This window comes from Pseudokineococcus marinus (assembly GCF_013004605.1).
Classification (GTDB): Bacteria; Actinomycetota; Actinomycetes; order Actinomycetales; family Quadrisphaeraceae; genus Pseudokineococcus; species Pseudokineococcus marinus.
In genome coordinates this window covers 1-15669 of record NZ_JABEMA010000004.1, presented here as the reverse complement: position 1 = coordinate 15669, position 15669 = coordinate 1, and the positions used below count along the sequence as shown (strand labels likewise).

19 protein-coding genes are annotated in these 15669 nt (G+C 74.1%); 15 read left to right on the top strand and 4 right to left on the bottom strand.

Translation table 11 applies throughout. The annotated features are described in order from the left end of the window. Positions 1 to 71 precede the first annotated feature (71 nt). From HLB09_RS00745 to HLB09_RS00695, 11 genes are all read left to right on the top strand, one after another. Positions 72 to 3854, top strand: a complete 3783-nt coding sequence (locus tag HLB09_RS00745) for a fibronectin type III domain-containing protein (protein ID WP_171201503.1) — start codon at positions 72 to 74, stop codon at positions 3852 to 3854. Between the two features lie 111 nt (positions 3855 to 3965). Next, the gene (locus HLB09_RS00740; RefSeq protein WP_171201502.1) at positions 3966 to 5249 is read left to right on the top strand and encodes a right-handed parallel beta-helix repeat-containing protein; all 1284 of its coding nucleotides are present in this window, start codon (positions 3966 to 3968) and stop codon (positions 5247 to 5249) included. 57 nt (positions 5250 to 5306) lie between these two features. Continuing rightward, entirely contained in the window at positions 5307 to 5582 is a 276-nt protein-coding gene (locus HLB09_RS00735) for a hypothetical protein (protein WP_171201501.1), read from the top strand. 49 nt (positions 5583 to 5631) lie between these two features. After that, a complete protein-coding gene (locus HLB09_RS00730; RefSeq protein WP_171201500.1) occupies positions 5632 to 5979 on the top strand; it encodes a hypothetical protein in 348 nt (115 codons plus the stop codon). Next, positions 5979 to 6458: a hypothetical protein gene (locus tag HLB09_RS00725; protein ID WP_171201499.1), complete on the top strand. Its 480-nt coding sequence runs from the start codon at positions 5979 to 5981 to the stop codon at positions 6456 to 6458. Before HLB09_RS00730 ends, HLB09_RS00725 begins: the two co-directional genes overlap by 1 nt. Beyond that, positions 6455 to 7183, top strand: coding sequence for a hypothetical protein (locus HLB09_RS00720; RefSeq protein WP_171201498.1), 729 nt, complete (start codon positions 6455 to 6457; stop codon positions 7181 to 7183). The genes HLB09_RS00725 and HLB09_RS00720 overlap by 4 nt, the downstream gene beginning before the upstream one ends. After that, the gene (locus HLB09_RS00715; RefSeq protein WP_171201497.1) at positions 7180 to 7731 is read left to right on the top strand and encodes a hypothetical protein; all 552 of its coding nucleotides are present in this window, start codon (positions 7180 to 7182) and stop codon (positions 7729 to 7731) included. Before HLB09_RS00720 ends, HLB09_RS00715 begins: the two co-directional genes overlap by 4 nt. Further along, positions 7728 to 8357: a hypothetical protein gene (locus HLB09_RS00710; RefSeq protein WP_171201496.1), complete on the top strand. Its 630-nt coding sequence runs from the start codon at positions 7728 to 7730 to the stop codon at positions 8355 to 8357. The genes HLB09_RS00715 and HLB09_RS00710 overlap by 4 nt, the downstream gene beginning before the upstream one ends. Positions 8358 to 8457: 100 nt before the next feature. Continuing rightward, positions 8458 to 9537: a peptidoglycan recognition protein family protein gene (locus HLB09_RS00705; protein WP_171201495.1), complete on the top strand. Its 1080-nt coding sequence runs from the start codon at positions 8458 to 8460 to the stop codon at positions 9535 to 9537. 2 nt (positions 9538 to 9539) lie between these two features. Continuing rightward, complete coding sequence (locus HLB09_RS00700) at positions 9540 to 10022, top strand: hypothetical protein (RefSeq protein ID WP_171201494.1); 483 nt, start codon at positions 9540 to 9542, stop codon at positions 10020 to 10022. A 136-nt stretch (positions 10023 to 10158) separates the two neighbouring features. Beyond that, entirely contained in the window at positions 10159 to 10611 is a 453-nt protein-coding gene (locus tag HLB09_RS00695) for a hypothetical protein (protein WP_171201493.1), read from the top strand. A gap of 83 nt (positions 10612 to 10694) precedes the next feature. Here HLB09_RS00695 and HLB09_RS00690 read toward each other — a convergent pair whose 3' ends face one another. Both HLB09_RS00690 and HLB09_RS00685 read right to left on the bottom strand, forming a co-directional pair. Continuing rightward, the gene (locus tag HLB09_RS00690; protein WP_171201492.1) at positions 10695 to 11243 is read right to left on the bottom strand and encodes a hypothetical protein; all 549 of its coding nucleotides are present in this window, start codon (positions 11241 to 11243) and stop codon (positions 10695 to 10697) included. Between the two features lie 95 nt (positions 11244 to 11338). Beyond that, positions 11339 to 11593, bottom strand: coding sequence for a hypothetical protein (locus tag HLB09_RS00685; RefSeq protein ID WP_171201491.1), 255 nt, complete (start codon positions 11591 to 11593; stop codon positions 11339 to 11341). Between the two features lie 182 nt (positions 11594 to 11775). On the opposite strand from HLB09_RS00685, the gene HLB09_RS00680 reads away from it, so the two are divergent. From HLB09_RS00680 to HLB09_RS00670, 3 genes are read left to right on the top strand one after another with little or no spacing between them, the layout of a single operon-like run. Continuing rightward, positions 11776 to 12114 (top strand): hypothetical protein, encoded by a 339-nt coding sequence (locus HLB09_RS00680; RefSeq protein WP_171201490.1) that lies wholly within the window; start codon positions 11776 to 11778, stop codon positions 12112 to 12114. Positions 12115 to 12170: 56 nt separating this feature from the next. Beyond that, a complete protein-coding gene (locus tag HLB09_RS00675) occupies positions 12171 to 12845 on the top strand; it encodes a hypothetical protein (protein WP_171201489.1) in 675 nt (224 codons plus the stop codon). After that, positions 12842 to 13102: a helix-turn-helix domain-containing protein gene (locus tag HLB09_RS00670; RefSeq protein WP_171201488.1), complete on the top strand. Its 261-nt coding sequence runs from the start codon at positions 12842 to 12844 to the stop codon at positions 13100 to 13102. Before HLB09_RS00675 ends, HLB09_RS00670 begins: the two co-directional genes overlap by 4 nt. Before the next feature lie 38 nt (positions 13103 to 13140). Here HLB09_RS00670 and HLB09_RS00665 read toward each other — a convergent pair whose 3' ends face one another. Further along, entirely contained in the window at positions 13141 to 13830 is a 690-nt protein-coding gene (locus HLB09_RS00665; RefSeq protein ID WP_171201487.1) for a DUF4352 domain-containing protein, read from the bottom strand. Positions 13831 to 13934: 104 nt separating this feature from the next. Then, positions 13935 to 14813 carry a tyrosine-type recombinase/integrase gene (locus HLB09_RS00660; RefSeq protein WP_171201486.1) on the bottom strand — a complete coding sequence of 293 codons (879 nt, stop codon included), beginning with the start codon at positions 14811 to 14813 and terminating at the stop codon, positions 13935 to 13937. A gap of 413 nt (positions 14814 to 15226) precedes the next feature. On the opposite strand from HLB09_RS00660, the gene HLB09_RS00655 reads away from it, so the two are divergent. Continuing rightward, the gene (locus tag HLB09_RS00655) at positions 15227 to 15661 is read left to right on the top strand and encodes an excalibur calcium-binding domain-containing protein (protein ID WP_212755673.1); all 435 of its coding nucleotides are present in this window, start codon (positions 15227 to 15229) and stop codon (positions 15659 to 15661) included. The last annotated feature ends 8 nt before the right edge of the window (positions 15662 to 15669 follow it).

The following is a 15669-nucleotide window of genomic DNA, read 5'->3' as shown; positions in this document are numbered from 1 at the left end:
CCCACACCGCTCGTCCCCCGCGAGGGCCGCCTCTGGCGCGTCCTCCCCGCTCGCGCGCCTACGGAGGCCCGATGCCCACGCTGCCCGACGGCTCGACCGGCTGGACGATCCCTCCGGGCGTGGCCCTGTCCGCCGACGGGGCTACGACCGCTCGCGGCGCCACCGGCGTCCTGCGCCCCGAGGCGGGGTCGACCGCGGTCCTGCCGATGTTCGACCCGGTCTCCCGGGAGCCCCTCGCGCAGGTGGCGACGTCCGCCGCGCTGGGCACCTTCCCCGCGGTCCTGACGACGGCGGCTACCGCGGTGTGGGACTTCGGGTCGGTGCAGCTGCCGACGGTGTCCGTCGAGGCCACCCGCGCCGGCGTCGACGCGCTCGCCACCGTGACCGAGATGGCCGCTGCCCTGGCGCGCCTCGAGGCCTCCCTCGGCGGCTACGTCACCGACGACGAGCTCGCTGAGGCCCTGCAGGGCTTCAGCGGCGGGGGCGGTGGGGTGTCGGCGTCGGCGTTCTCCGCCGAGCTGCTGCAGCGCGGCACCGGGTCGTCGTGGCGCGAGGGCATCGGCGCCGGCACCTCCAACGTCAAGGTCGGCACCGCCGCGACGGACGCCCTGCGCGGCGACTACCAGCCGACCGTCGACGACATCAAGGACGCCCGCTCCGGCGGCAAGCGCGTCCTGCGCCTGGACACGCTCACCGACATCGTCCGCGAGCTCGGCCTGCAGGGCCTGCCCGCGGCGTCGGACTTCTTCCGCGAGCTCGTCGACGCCGTCGACGCCGCCGCCCTGCGCGGAGACATCGGCGCCGCCGCCGTCACCGAGACCGACCGCCTCGCCACCGTCGACGCGACCGCCGCGCTCGCGGTCGCCGAGCTCCGCGCGTCGGTGCAGCAGCTGCGCGACCAGGTCGCCGCGCTGCAGCAGTCCAAGAGCGACACCCAGTCCCCTCTGGTCGCCTTCACCTTCCCCGCCTCCGGGGCCTCGGTCGCCGGGACGCTCACCCTGCGGGGCACCACCTCCGACGACGTCGTCGTCACGTCCGTGCGCGTCTTCGCCGGCACCATCGACCTGGGCCTGGCGACCCTCACCGGCACCGGCGCCGACCTCGAGTGGTCCCTGCCGGCCTGGTCGACGACGTCCGTGCAGAACGGCCCCATCACCCTGCGGGCGCTCGCGACCGACGGGTCGGGCAACACCGGCTCGACGGAGCTGACGGTCTCGGTGGCCAACCAGGTCGTCGGCACCAACCCGGCTCCGCCGAGCGGCTGCCGCTGGTGGATCCCCTTCGCCTCCAAGCCGCACGCCCGGGCGACCTACGAGACCGACGTCGTCGGCGGCGCCACCGGCACCGGCGGCCGCTTCCAGGTGGCGTGGGTCTCCTCGATGCCCGACTCCCGGCTCCCGTCCACCCTCCTCGAGGTCGACGTGCCGGTCCTGACGCAGACGGCCTACGAGGCGTGGGTCGAGGAGGTCGGCGGCGACGGCGGCACCGCCGGGCGAGTCGTGGTCACCTCCGGCGTCGCGCAGGGCGCGGCGGAGTCCTGGACCGCCCCGTCGACGGCCGCCCCGGTGGCCGGGCGCCGCTACCGCGGTGTGGTGCGCGTGCAGGCCTCCGACGGGCAGTGGTCGCTGACGCACTCCACCCGCTTCGTCGCGCCCACCGGCCGGGTGCTGTTCCTCGAGGACTTCGGCGCGGTCGGCGACGGCGTCGCCGTCGACGGCACGGACTTCGTCGCGGGCGTCGGCACCGGCCCGCTGCGGGAGGCGCTGCGCGCCTGCAACCCGGGCGACGTCGTGCGCTCCAAGAAGCCCGGCACGGTCGTCACCGCGGTGACGGCGTCCGGGACGTCGCTGACCGCCGCGGCGGGCTCCTTCCCGTCCTCGATGGTCGGCAAGAAGGTCATGGTCCACCGGGCCGGCCGCACCGACGGGCCCCTCGCGGCCGGCAACGCCGGCGCCGCGGACCCCCTCGACAACTGGGTGCACCGCACGACCATCACCGCCGTCAGCAGCGACGGGCGCACTGCGACGCTCGCCAAGGCCGTCACGACCGCCGTGACGGGCACCACTGCCGTCGTCGGCTACCCCACCTACCTCGTGAACCACATGGACCTCGACGGTGGCCTCGGCGGGACGAACGCCGGCCGCGGCGGCTTCACCCTCGACGGCGCCGGGTGCCTGTTCACCTCCAACCGCTACGACACCGCCGGCACCCGCATCACGCTCCCGGACGTCACCTACCGCGACGTCCACCAGCTGTGGGCCCCCACCGGCGCCGACCCCAAGTACCCGGCCCGCCCCGGCACCCGCGGCGACGGGAAGAACGGCGACTCCGGGCAGTGGTTCATCGAGGGCGCCGGAGCCGTCGGCATCCGCCTGCTCCGCTGCTACGCCGAGCGGGGCCGCGACGCCGGCTTCCTGGTCTACAACGGCCCCTCCGACTGGCACATCGTCGACGTCGTCGCCGACCACACCAACGCCGACGGCACCCACGTCACCGCCAGCGCCCACGACGGCTACTTCGTGCGCAAGACCTCGGTCTACTGCGGCGACGACGACGGGATCATCGGCTACCGCAGCAACGGGGACGCCAACCGCCCCTACAACATCTACTTCGACGCGCCGGTCACCATCGGCCAGGACTGGGGCCGCGGCCTCGCCTTCGGCGGCACCCACCACTGCCTGGTCACCGACATGCTCGTCGACGGCGGCGCGCAGGCCAACATCCTCGTCGGCTCCGACGGCGACATGGCGAACACCTCCGACGTGCAGCTGCGCCGCTTCACCTTCCTGCGCTCGCGGTACCGCCTGGGCCTGCGGCCCTACTACTCCCAGGGCGGCAGCACGAGCAGCCTCATCCAGGACGGCATGTGGCTGAAGATGATCGCCAGCAACGTGACCGGCGGGAAGAAGCAGTCGAACGTCCTGCTGGAGAAGGGCCGCGTCGTCGACGGCGCCTTCATCCAGATGGTGCAGTACGGGTCATCGGCGATGGACGACGGCACGGTGGTCCTCCGTGACGTCGTCATGGACGGCAAGGTCAACGCGGGCCTGTCCTGGCGCGACGAGGGGACCTACCCCCAGCACCTGGACTGGCGGGGCGTGCGCCCGGTCGGCGCCACGGCCATCACCTCAGCGCCGACCGGGCCGAACGCGACCCCGCCGGGCTCGCGGTCGGTGATGGGCGTGTCGGTGACCGACGGGACGATCGGGGCGACCACGCCCGCCGGCGGCGGCTCGACCACCCCGGCGCCGGTGGACTCCACCCCACCGACCGCACCGACCGGGGTGGTGGCGACCCGCACCAGCGACACCGAGGGCCGCGTGACCTGGCAGGCGTCCACCGACGCCGGCACCGGGGTGCGCGGCTACCGCGTCACCCGCGTCTCGCTGGCCTCGGGCAGCTCGGTCACCGTCGAGACGACGACGACCAGCGCCACGCTGCCGAACCTCAGCGCGACGTCGTCCTACCGGGTCACCGTGGTCGCCTTCGACGCGGTGCCCAACGTCTCCGACCCCTCGGCCGCGGCCACGCTCGGCACCTACACGGCGCCGACGACGGCCACCGCCGCTCCGGCCGCCCCGACCGGGCTGACCGGCCAGAGGACCTCGACGACGACGGCCACGGTCTCGTGGACGGCGCCGACGGGGCAGCCGGTCACCGGCTACGACGTCCGCCGGGTCGTCCAGGGCCAGGACATCGGGGCCGTCACCCCGCGGCGGGTCACCGGCACCAGCCTCGATGACACGGGACTGGGCTCGGGCAACGGCTACTTCTACGACGTCCGGGCCGTCAACAACGTCGGACCGGGCCCCTACGCGCCCGGGGTGGCGGTGAACCTCTACGACCCTCGCTGACCCCCGGGGGCGAGTCCCCCGGGGGTGACACCACCTCGAGCACGTGGGCCGGCACGTGGGCCGGCTCGTGGGCATGAACGTCAAGCGGCAGCCATCACCTGAGGAGGACCCGTGGCGCTGATCGACCGCGAGCCGGACTTCAAGACCTTCGACGACGCGGCGCCGGCCACGCTGCCGTCGGACACCGCCCAGGCCGCCCGCAAGAGCGGCCCGGACCTCTTCCGGCTCGGGCAGGCGCTGCGCGCGCTGGCGCGGGACTACGACGCCGGCAAGGGCACCACGCCGGCGACCACGACGCCCCGCCCGGGGCTGTTGAAGGTCGCGTCCGCGGACCTGCCCGCCGACGTGAAGGCCGGCGCCGACTTCGTGTGCGACGGCACCAACGACCAGGCGGAGATCACCGCCGCACTGGTCAAGGCGTCCCGCCCCGCTGACGGCTTCGGGGGCCAGGGGTACGTCGGCGTCGAGCTCGTGGGCCCGAACTTCTACGTCGGCCACGACGGGGCCACGTCGATCCTCATGCACCCCTCGACACACCTGCGGGGCGCCGGTGACGGCACCCTCATCCAGCCCATGTACCCCTCCGCCATCGACCGGGGCGCCATCCAGCTGGTCAACGCCAACGTGACGCGGTCGAGGGTCAGCGACCTCACGATCGCCCGCGCCAACGCCTCGGCCTTCAACGGCCACGGGATCAAGTACGTCGGCGCCGGGACGGGCGACACCTACGAGCTGAAGACCGGCAACGACCCCTTCAACCGCATCTCCGGGGTCAACGTCCACAAGGCCGCCGGCAAGGGCATCTGGTGCACCGGCTCGTCCGGTGGCTCGCGGGAGATGCAGATCTTCGAGTGCGTCCTCTTCAACTGCTTCGAGCAGGGCCTCCTCGTCGACTCCTCCTCGGACTCCCAGATCAGCGACATCCGCGCCACCGGCGGCAGCGCCTTCCCCGGCATCGAGCTCGGCGGTGGGAACACGCGCCTGGCCAACTCGAAGGTCTACTACCGCGGCAACACCGACGGGTCGACCACCGGGGCCGACGGCATCAAGATCTCCTCGTCACGGTGCGAGGTCACCGGCTGCGCCGCGCAGGACTGCGGCGGCTACGGCCTCAACGTCTCCTCCGCGGACGCCACCGTCACCGGCTTCCTCGCCGACTCCAACAGCGCCGGCTTCCGCATCGCCGGCGCCGGCGTCTTCACCGGCCTGCGGGCGACCTCCCGCGCAGGCGGCCGCTGGCCTCAGACGACGGGCCTGGAGTTCGCGGGCACCCCGCAGGTTCTCCTGTCCGCCTTCGTGACCGTCCCCTCCGGCGGGACCCATGTCGTCGGCGCGCCCGGCGCGAACTCCTACGCCCGCGTCGTCCGCGACGGCACCACCCTCTTCAGCGCCTAGGCCCAGCGCGCCGTGCCACTGCGGATGGGCCCACCCCCGCCGTCCCGGGGGCAGGTCGTGACCAAGGGCGCCGTCGCGGTCGCCGGGCAGCTGCTCGCCGGCGGCACCCGCGACGTCGTCGTGGCGCTCGAGCAGCCCATGCCGGACGCGACCTACGTCGCCGCGCCCGTGCTCATGGCGTCGTCGTCGCTGCTGGGGAAGGTCGTCATCGACGGCGTCTCCGCGCAGACCCGCACCGCGGTGACGGTCCGGGTCCGCAACGCCGGCCTGGCCGCCCTCATGGCCGACGGCACCCGGGTGGGCGTGGTCGCCACCCACATGCCCACCACCTGAGCCCACCCACCTGCCGGGCGCTCGCGCGCCCCCGCCCCTCGGGAGAGCCATGCCCACCGTCACCGTCAACGGGACCGCCACCCCGACCCCGGAGGTCGCCGCGCACGTCGACCTGGCCGCCGGCGTCATCACCGAGATCCGCTTCACCACCGAGCCCGCCGCGCCGGGCCCGCTGCCGTCGCGGGCGGTGCTCGAGGTCGAGGTGGTCGTGCACTCCTCGACCGCGCCGGTGTGGCTGACGGTCGACGGCACCGACCCGGCCGTCCGCGGGCCCCGTTCCTTCGTCATCCCCGCCGCCCCCGCCTCGGACCTGCGGACGCCGGCGACCTTCCGCCCCAGCGTGGTGAAGCTGCTCTCGGCTGCGGCGGCGGTCGTCTCGGTGCAGGCGGTGCGCTGATGCCGCTGAGCTTCGGCCCCGGCAAGGGCGGCACGAGCACCCCGGGCCCGGCCCCGACCCTCGGCGGGGACCAGCCGGCTGCGACGGGCCTGGTCGCGAGCTACACGGTCGTCGACGACGGCTCGTCGACGGCCGGTTGGCCCAACCGGTGGGAGTGGCTGTTCCGGGCCGTCGGCAAGGCCACCGGCACGCTCGTGCAGTGGGTCAACGAGTACGGCGAGCACCGCCTCGTGCCCGCGAAGGTGAACACCGTCGCGCTGCGGATCTTCTCGCGCACCGCCGCCGCTGACCCGGCGCACGTCGGGTCGGTGCTCGAGGTGCAGGACGCCCGCGACAACCGGGTCACGCTCTTCGGCGTCGACGGCACCGGCAAGGTCACCGCCCCGAACGTCCGCACCCCCGTCGTGGCCCTCCCGACCGGCGCGACCCTCCCCGCCGACCTGCCCGACCCGTGCGTGGTCGTGAGGTACACGCCGTGACGCTGCTCGCGCGGGAGAGCTACAGCAAGGGCCCCGCCGGCGAGCCGATCGACGCCGCTGACACCGTCCACGCCGCCCAGGTCGGCGTGGCCGCCGTCTACGCCCCGTCGCCCGTCGACGGGGGCTTCGCGGCGCGCCGGTCCGCGGCCGACGGCTCCGGCTTCCTGCGCTTCCTGACGGGCACCCGGAGCGCCCTGGTGCACTCCTGGTACGTCACCTTCGACGACGGGACCACCACCGCCGGCAACGCGGTCCTGTCTTCGGTCATCTCCGGGACTACCTTCCGCGGGGAGGTCACCCGCCGCGCGACGGGCACGCTCGGCCTCCGCGAGGTCCAGTCGCTGCGGACCGAGACCACCGCCGCCTACGGGCCGGGCACCTACCGGCTCGTGCACGCCATCGACGGGGCCACCCAGTCCCTGACCGTGCGCCGCGCCGCCGACGACGTCGTCCTCGAGACCATCAGCGCGCCGTTCGGCGCGGGCGGCTTCGACCGCACCCACGACGGCTTCGTCAACGCCCCCGGCGGCACCCTGGTCATGCTCACCGACCAGCACGCCTGGGACACCACGGCCGACCCCGGCCCCTACGCCGCGCCCTCCCCGTCGGCTCCCAGCTGGACCTACCGGGCCGGCGGCATCGACCGGCCCGTCGAGTCGGTGGTCTACCGGGCCGGCGGCGTCGAGCGGCTCCTGACCACCACGACGGTCAGGAACGGCACGTGATCGCCCGTCAGCGCGTCCGCTACGGCACCGTCATGTCGGGCGCCCTGCGCCCTTGGGCGCCGCAGCAGCTGCCGACGTGGATGACGCCGACCCTGTCGGTCGTCGTCGCCTGCGCCGGCCTCGTCCGCGGCGCCGACCTCGTGCGCTCGCCGACGTCGACCGCGGAGATCAACCTGTGGGTCTCCCAGATCGGCCAGCTCGAGTGGGGGATCGCCCTCGTCGCGGCGTCCCTCGCGGTGATCCTGTCGATGCTCGTGCCGCTCGCGCGCCGCAACTGGGTCGTGCTCGCCGCGCACGCCTTCATCGCCGGGACCTACGTCTCCTACGCCGCCTCCCTGACGGGCGGGTGGCTCGAGGCCGGCGCAGGACCGGGCGCCCGCTTCCCCCTCACCACCGCGGTGGCGGCCGTCCTGTGGGTCCTGCTGACGCTCGTCCACATCAGCCTCGTCGTCCGCACCCTCGCCGCCGACCCCCTCACCGGGCTGCCCCCGGCGGCCGAGCGGCGCCATCACGCCCGCCGCCGCGACGACAGGAGCACCGCCACGTGACGCCCGCCGCCGCCCTGGCCGACCTCCTCACCACCGCGGCGCTCACGGCGGCGCCCGCCGTCCCCGCGGTGCCGCTGGCCACGGCCGGCGCCGCCGGCGCCGTCCTCGCCGGCATCGCCACCGTCATCGGCCTGGCCATCAAGCTCGTCGGCGACATCTCCAAGCTCCGCCACGACGGGTACTCCGCCGCCCAGGAGCGCGCCAAGGCCGCAGAGGAGCGCGCCGAGCGGGCCGAGACCGAGCGGGACGAGAAGCTCGACGAGGTCCGCGCCGAGCTCGAGGGCGTCCGCGAAGAGCTCGCCGGCGTCCGCCGCGCCATGTCCGAGCGCGACGGCCAGCACGCCGCCGAGCTCCGCTCCCGCGACGTCGCCCACGCCGAGAAGGTCCGCGCCGTCGAAGCCGAGCAGCACGCCCGCCGCGAAGCCCAGGAGACCCGCCACCGCGCCCAGCTCGAGGAGTGCCGCCGCCGCGAGGTCCGCCTCGTCGCCGAGACCCACCAGCTCCGCGTCGCGCTCGCCGCCACGCCCGGCGGCCTGCCACCCCACCTGGACCCCGAGCGGCCCGACGTCCCGCTGCTGCTCCCTGACCCCGAGCAGCGCACCGAGACCCCCAGCCCACCGACCTGACGCTCGCGAGCAGCGCTCGCCGACCGACCCGCGAGGGCCGGCACCCCACCCCGGGTGCCGGCCCTCGCCCATGCCCGCCCCGACTGGCAGGAGCCACCTCATGCCCATGCGCCACGCCGCGGCGTTCGCCCGGGTCGCGACCCGGCTGCGCGCTCGCGGCTTCACCGTCCTCGAGGAGCCCGGCTGGGTCGACCGGGGCTACAAGGGTCGGTCGCTGACGGCGGTCGAGTCCGTCGTCGACCACCACACCGTCGACCAGCCGCCCGGCGACTACCCGTCCCTGCGGGTGGTCCGCGACGGCCGGTCGGACCTGCCGGGCCCGCTCGCGCAGTGGGGCGTCGGCCGCACCGGCGCGATCCGCCTCATCGCGGCGGGCCTGGCCAACCACGCCGGCCGCACCTTCCACCCCTACCAGGGCAACTCCCGGGCCGTCGGCATCGAGGTCGCGAACAACGGCACCACCGAGCCGTGGTCCGGGACTGTCCTCGTCGCGCTCATCGCGCTCAACGAGGAGCTGCTCCGCGAGTTCGGCCTGCCGATCGGCCGGCTCTTCGGCCACAAGGAGATCGCCGCGCCCGCCGGCCGCAAGTCCGACCCGAACTTCCCCATGGGCCCCTTCCGGGCCCGCCACGACCTCACCGGCACCACCCGAGCAGGAGGCTTCCTCATGGCCCTCACCGACGCCCAGCAGGACGAGGTCTACGCGTGGCTGAAGGCCGCCCGCGCCGACGACGCCCGCTTCAGCGACATCCTCGAGCGGCTCCTCGTCGAGCACATGGGCCCGCCCGCCGAGGGCTCCAAGGTCTTCCGCTCCGCCGAGACCGGCCACGACGTCGGCGGAGGCCGCCGCCGCACCCTCGTCCAGCTGCTCCACGAGACCTGGCACGAGGCCACCCTCCGCCTGCCCGCCCGCAAGGCTGGCGCGCTCGTCCGCGACGACACCGTCCTCGGCTACGCCGCCCAGGCCCAGGCCGACGCCGCCGATGCCCGCCTCGTCGCCCTCCGCGTCGAGCGCACCATTCGCGACCTCGCCGCCGCCACCACCGACAGCGGCGCCCCCCTCACCGAGGCCCAGATCACCGCCGCCGTCCGCGCCGCCCTCACCGGCGGCGCCGTCGCCGTCGACGTCACCGTCCACGCGCCCGCCCCCCAGGCGCCCGCCCTCACCCCCGGAGCCTGACCATGGCCACCGCCTACCCCGCCCCCGCCGGCGAGCCCACCCGCGGCACCGTCACCGACCCCGCCGACCTCCCCGGCCCCGACGACGGCCACTTCCGCGACGCCCAGCCCATCGAGCGCGCCAGCAACTACGCCAAGGCCGTCGCCTCGATCATCGGCGCCGTCCTCGTCGTCCTCGTCGCCGCGCTCGCCGACAACACCGTCACCACCGTCGAGCTGATCAACGTGGGCATCGCCCTCGTCAGCGCCGTCGTCGTCTACCTCGTCCCGAACCTCGAGGCCGGGTGGCGCCGTTACGCCAAGCTCGCCGCCGCGGCCATCGCCGCAGGGCTGCAGGCGCTCGCCGTCGCCGTACTCGGCGACGGCGTCGACCTGTCCGCGTGGCTGCAGGTCGCCATCGCCGTCCTCACCGCTGCTGGCGTCGTCATCCTCCCCAACACCGACCCCTGGTCGGAGTGGGTCCAGGACGACCAGCTCGGCACCTGACCGCTCACCTGCCGCGCCTCGAGCACGACAGCGCCCCCCACCCGAACGGCCACCAGACAGCGCGAGTGGGGTGCTCTTCGTCGTACCCCTGTGCACGGCGAGCACGCGCCGCCGCCGTCTTCCCTACCGTCGATGCATGACGACGGAAGAGCTGCAGCAGTGGTGGGACAGACTTGACGAGCAGGGCCGGGTAATCATGCTCTCCTTCGACCCGCACGGAGAAGTGCCGCCAGCGGCGGGGGCCTACACCAACCGCCCGGGCGCCCCCACCGTTACGACGGTCGGTTTCACCGAGCTGGCGCCCCGCGGCGACAGCCACTACCTCGAGCCGGCCGCAGCGCACTTCCTCAGCACGCTCCCGGGCGGACACGAGCTCCCGGAGACCACCGTGACGCCCATGCCCACCTCTGAGCACACGGGCCCGTACAGCGTCCGTCTGCCCTCAGGCGAGCAGGTCGACGTGCCCAACCTCGGCGGCGACGCCCGCGCCTACCTCCTCGAGGCGCTCGCGCACGGCAGCCCGAGCAACCCGACGGACCACTACGCCGCCTACCGGGCGGTCGCTGCCGGTCTTCCCTTCGGCACCTGATGCCCTCAGCACCGCCCAGCACGACAGAGCGCCCCCGCTCGGCCACACGGCCGGGCGGGGGCGCTCTTCGTCGCGCAGGTCCGCTAGCGGACGTGCAAGAAGTCGTCCCGGTGGTTGCTGACCGTGCGGTCGACGACGACTGCAGCGTTGGGCACAGGACGTCGCCCGGACAGCACCCAACGCGCCATCCACCAGGCGGGCACTAGGACTGGCCACACGACGCTGCCGAGGAAGGCGCTGCGAGTCAGCTCGAAGACCAGCACCCGGTTGCAGCGTGCGACGGTGCTCCTCTCCGCGGTGGTGAGGCCGAGATGCTCGGGCTTGGGCATGGACTCCATCTGGCTCTGCGCCTCACCCGTCATGATCGAGCGGTAGGCGCGCAGCAGTGGCCGCGCCCCGATTGGGGTCGGCGTGCTCATGAGCGCGAGGATGCGCTGGCGAACCTCCAGCAGACGAGGCTGCTTGGCCAACCGCGGGCTCTCGGTGAGTCGGTCGAGCTCACGCAGCGCGTCGTAGAGCCGGATCGTGAAGCGAGTGCGTGCGAGGCTCGGCATGACGACGATCAGCATGTAGAAGAAGGCCGCCGTGGTGCCCAGCAGCAGCAGCATGAGGATCAGCTCCGACGCCTCCATGGGACGCCACCTCCTGGACTCAACGCGCCTGAGGCTGCATCGTCGCAGCCTCACGTGTCCGCGGGAACAGTCTCGCCGATCTGTTCACGTTCGGCTCAATGGGCTCTCCCGGGCGGCTGCACCGAGGCCGAGAGCCGCCCCTCGGCTCGCCGGCGGAGCCGCTCGGATGCGAGCAGCCCGCCTCCTAGGAAGACGTTGATGCCGAGGCTCAAGCCGAGACCCGTCTCCAAGTGGAAGGCCACGTCCGTCTCCTGCCCAGCGATCGCTTCACCGAGGCGCGGCAACCCCAGCACGACCGAGCCGAAGACTGCGGCGGGCCACACGAGGAGCTTCACCACCTGGATGAGCACCTCGCCAGCGCCCAGGTGTGAGGACGGTTGAGCTGAGTGAGACATCCCGGCAACTTCCCCCTTGCGACGTGGTCGCCGGAGGGTAACCAGGCCAGCGGGGGTGCGAGGCCGATCCCTCGCAGGCTTCGTCGCCTCGATGAGGGACAGCTCACCGTCCGCCCCCGCGCCTACGCTCCTGCCCCATGGCAGGCGGCATGCATCCCCGGCGCGGCCCCGGGACCCCGCTCGGCGCGCGCTCGGTTGACGGGCACCTCGACGCGCCGGCGCCCCCGCCGACGACGCGGGCCTTCGACCGGCTCATGGGCCGCCAGTCCCCGCCCATGCGCGTAGGGCACTGCGAGGTGCTCGCCGAGTCCCGCCTCGGCGACGACGTCGACGGGGCCCTACCCGGGATCATCTGCGAGGTCCGCGGCGACCGCGTCCGCGTGGTCTACGCCCTCGACGGCGACCTCATCGAGTCGTACCTCGCTGCAGACCAGGTCCGGCAGCTCGTCGGCTCGCCGCCGGAAGCGACCCGATGACCAACCACTTGCGTCACTGGCGGAAGACGCCCTCGCGCGTCGTCCTCGCGGGCGGCGTGGCTGCTGCCGGCGTCTCCGGCGAGACAGCCTTGGCTGTCGGCGCCGCGATGTTGGCGCCCGCCGTAGAAGCCGTCCTCGCGCGGTTCGACCAGGTCCCGCGAGAACAGCAGCTGGCTCAGGCGCAGACCGCCCTCGCGCTCGCCTCGGCTCAGGCGGGCGTCAGCGTGGAGACGGTGGCTCAGCGCATGCGCGTCGACGGGAGCACGCGCGCGCTGGCGGACGAGACGTGGCGAGCCGCCGCCGACGCCGTCGTAGAGGCGAAGATCCATGTGCTCGCGCGCGCTCTGGCCGCTGGTCTGCGCGAGCCGGCCAGTTGCGACAAGCACCGGCTCTGGGCGCAGGCCATCGCCCGTCTCGAGGAGCCGCAGCTCTGGCTCCTCGAGACGATGGACCGAGACGTCCCTCCACGAACGGGGGTGAGCCAGGACGACGAGCCGGCGGATGATCCGCCGGGCGTCTGGTCGCCCGGGCAGATGAGCCTCGCGCTTCCAGAGCTCGAAGAGGAGGTCTCGCTCCTGCTGGCGGGCCTCCTCCGGGACGGTCTCGTCGACACGCTGGGGGGCCAGAGCCTCCTCGGCCACGTCGGCAATCCGCTCTTCAAGATCTCGCCCGCCGGGCAGCGCCTCCTGCGCGACCTCCTCGACGCAGACGAGTCACTGCCCGAGCCATGAGCTACCCGGGTCGCCCCGTCCTCCGGCCGCTCCCCCGCTTCGCCGGCACCGCCGGGCAGGGCGGCGGCGCCTACGCCGACCCCGAGCTCGTCGCCTTCGTGCTCGAGCAGTACGCCGCGGGGCGCTCGCTACGGGAGATCGCCGAGCTCACCGACCGGTCGCACAGCGCGGTGCGGAACCTGCTGCAGCGCCGCGGCGTCCTTCGCCGCGGCCGCGGCGCGCCGCCGACCCGGGACGACGACGCCCCGCCCACCTGAGTGGTGGGCGGGGCGTCGTGGCGCGCTGACCGCGTGGGTCAGCGGATGTCCCACTCTTCGCTGGCGCCGGTGAAGCCGAGGTCGTCCTGGACCTCGAACGTGGCGCCGTCGTCGAGGGCGCCCGGGGGGACGTCGAAGCAGAGGCTGAACTCGGCGGTGCCGCCGTTGTTGAGGGTGGGGGCGCTGTAGACGCCGTCCTCGAGCGTGGCGGCGCAGTCGTAGTCGGTGTACTGGACGCCGTCGGTGCCGTTCACGTGCATCGACGTGTCGTAGCTGACGTTGCCTTCGTCGTTACCCGTGTAGGTCGCTCTCACGCGGGCGATGGCGTAGGCGCCGTTAGTGGGCGGCTCGTTGAAGAAGTTGCCGCCGACGGCCTCGTCGGTCGCGTCCGGGTCGAGGGACAGCAGCGTCACGCGGTAGTCGCCGACGGGCCGCTCGGTGCCGACCGGCGCCGCGCCGGGATCGACGCTGTTGTCGGCGAAGAGGTCGGTCTCGCTGGCGGCCGCCTCCTCGTCCTCGACGTCGATGTCGTCCATCGGTGCGCCGTCGGTGGTCTCGACGTCGGCCGGGACCGCCTCGACAGCGTCCTCGGGCGTCTCCTCGGCCGCCGCGGGCGCCGGCGCGGTGACGGTGACGGTCGCGGGCGAGGCGGGCTGGCCGAGGGCGCAGCCCGCGAGGGCGGCCGCGGCCGCGAGGGCCGTGGTGGTGACGAGCAGTGAGCGGCGCATGGTGGATCCCCCGTGGTCGTGACGTGCGGTGCTGGCATGGTCTGCGAGGCGTCGTCCATCTCGCAGCGACGTGACCGGTTCGTGACCGGGGCCACTCGATCGGGTCACGCCGCCGGCCGCAGCACCGACCAGCGCTCGCCGCCGTGACCGCCGATGACGCCGGCGCCGGCGGCGGCGCGACGTCGGGCCTCGTCGGGGACGAGCGTGTAGACCTGCGTGGTCGTGACCTGGGCGTGGCCGAGGAGCTCCTGCACGGCGCGCAGGTCCCGCTCGACGGAGTAGGCCAGCGAGGCGTAGCGGTGCCGCAGCGTGTGAGCGGTCCACCCGGGCCCGAGGGCGTCGGACATGAGCCGGGACACCGTGTGCGCGGTCAGGTGCTCCCCCGGCCTCGTCGAGGACGGGAAGACCCACCCGGCGGGCATGAGCCGCAGGATCCGCGCCAGCTCGTCGTCGAGGGGCACCAGGCGCTCGCGGGCGCCCTTGCCGCGCACGTGCAGCGACGCGCCGGCGACGCCGGGGACGACGTCCTCGCGGCGGACGCGGGCAACCTCCCCGGCGCGCAGGCCGGTGCGGTGGGCGATGACGAGCATGAGCCGCTCCCGCAGCGGGGCCCGCTCGAGCGCGTCGAGGAGAACGTCGTCGGGGGTGGGCCGGGGCGTCCGCCGAGGCGCCTTCACGATGGGCAGCGCAGTGGTCGGGTCGTCCTCGAGGAGCCGGGTGCGCACAGCCCACCCGTAGAAGCCACGCAGGGACGCGCGCACCGACCTGAGCGTCGACGGCCCCCACTCGTGCTCGGCCATCCAGCCGACGAGGTCGTCATGGGTGAGGTCGAAGGGCGCCCGGTCGCGGTAGCGGTGCGCGAGCCGGCGCAGGTGGTAGGTCCGCAGACCTCTAGTCGTGGACGGGCGTCCGGCGACGGTCAGCCACCGGTCCCACTCGTCGAGCTGCTGCTGCCACGCCGTCGTGACGGTCAGTTCCCCCATGGGCGCCACCCGAACACCCGTTCGATGCACAGCGCTACGCGTCGTTGGGGCAACCACACGAAGGTGGGCACGTCGCGTCCCCTCATCGGGGGACACCGGCACGGCCGCCTGAACGCCGACCACCGCGGCGCCGTAGCGCGTCACGCCGCAGCCGCCGCCGGAGCGAGCTCGCGCTCGCCAGGTGCACGGCGCTCGGCCGCACGGCGGATCGGCGTGACCGTGGCACCGTCGGTGCGGCTCGACCAGAACCAGTGGGTTCTGGGTTCGAGTCCCAGGCGGCGCACCACCTCACGGCCCTCGTCCGACGCAGTCGGGCGGGGGCCGTCGTCGTCCTGCCTCTCCATCGCGGAGAGTCACCCGTTCGGGTCTCCCGAAAGCCGCACGAGGGGTGCAGTGCGCGCCTAGCGTCATGCGTGCTCGACCTGGGCAAGACGACTCACACGGGGGAACCACGACACATGCGCACCTACCGCACCGCTCTGTCCATCGCCCTGGCCGCCGGCGTCGTCGGCCTCGCCGGCTCCCCGGCCCTCGCGGCGGACCCCTACGACTGCGACGACTTCAGCAGCCAGGCGGAGGCCCAGGCGGAGTTCGACCGGGTCTCCGGCGACCCGTCCGGCCTCGACCGGGACGACGACGGCCAGGCCTGCGAGAACACGGACTACGCCAGCAGCGGCTCCAGCAGCACCGGCGGCGGCGAGGAGGGCATGGCCATGCCCTCCGGCGGCGTCGACGCCGGCGCCGGCGGCACCGCGGGTGATGTCGGCGCCCTGCTCGCCTCAGGCGGGCTGCTCGCCGCCGCCGGGGTCGGCGGCCTGGTGCTCGCGCGGCGTCGCAGCGCCGCCTGAGCGCGACG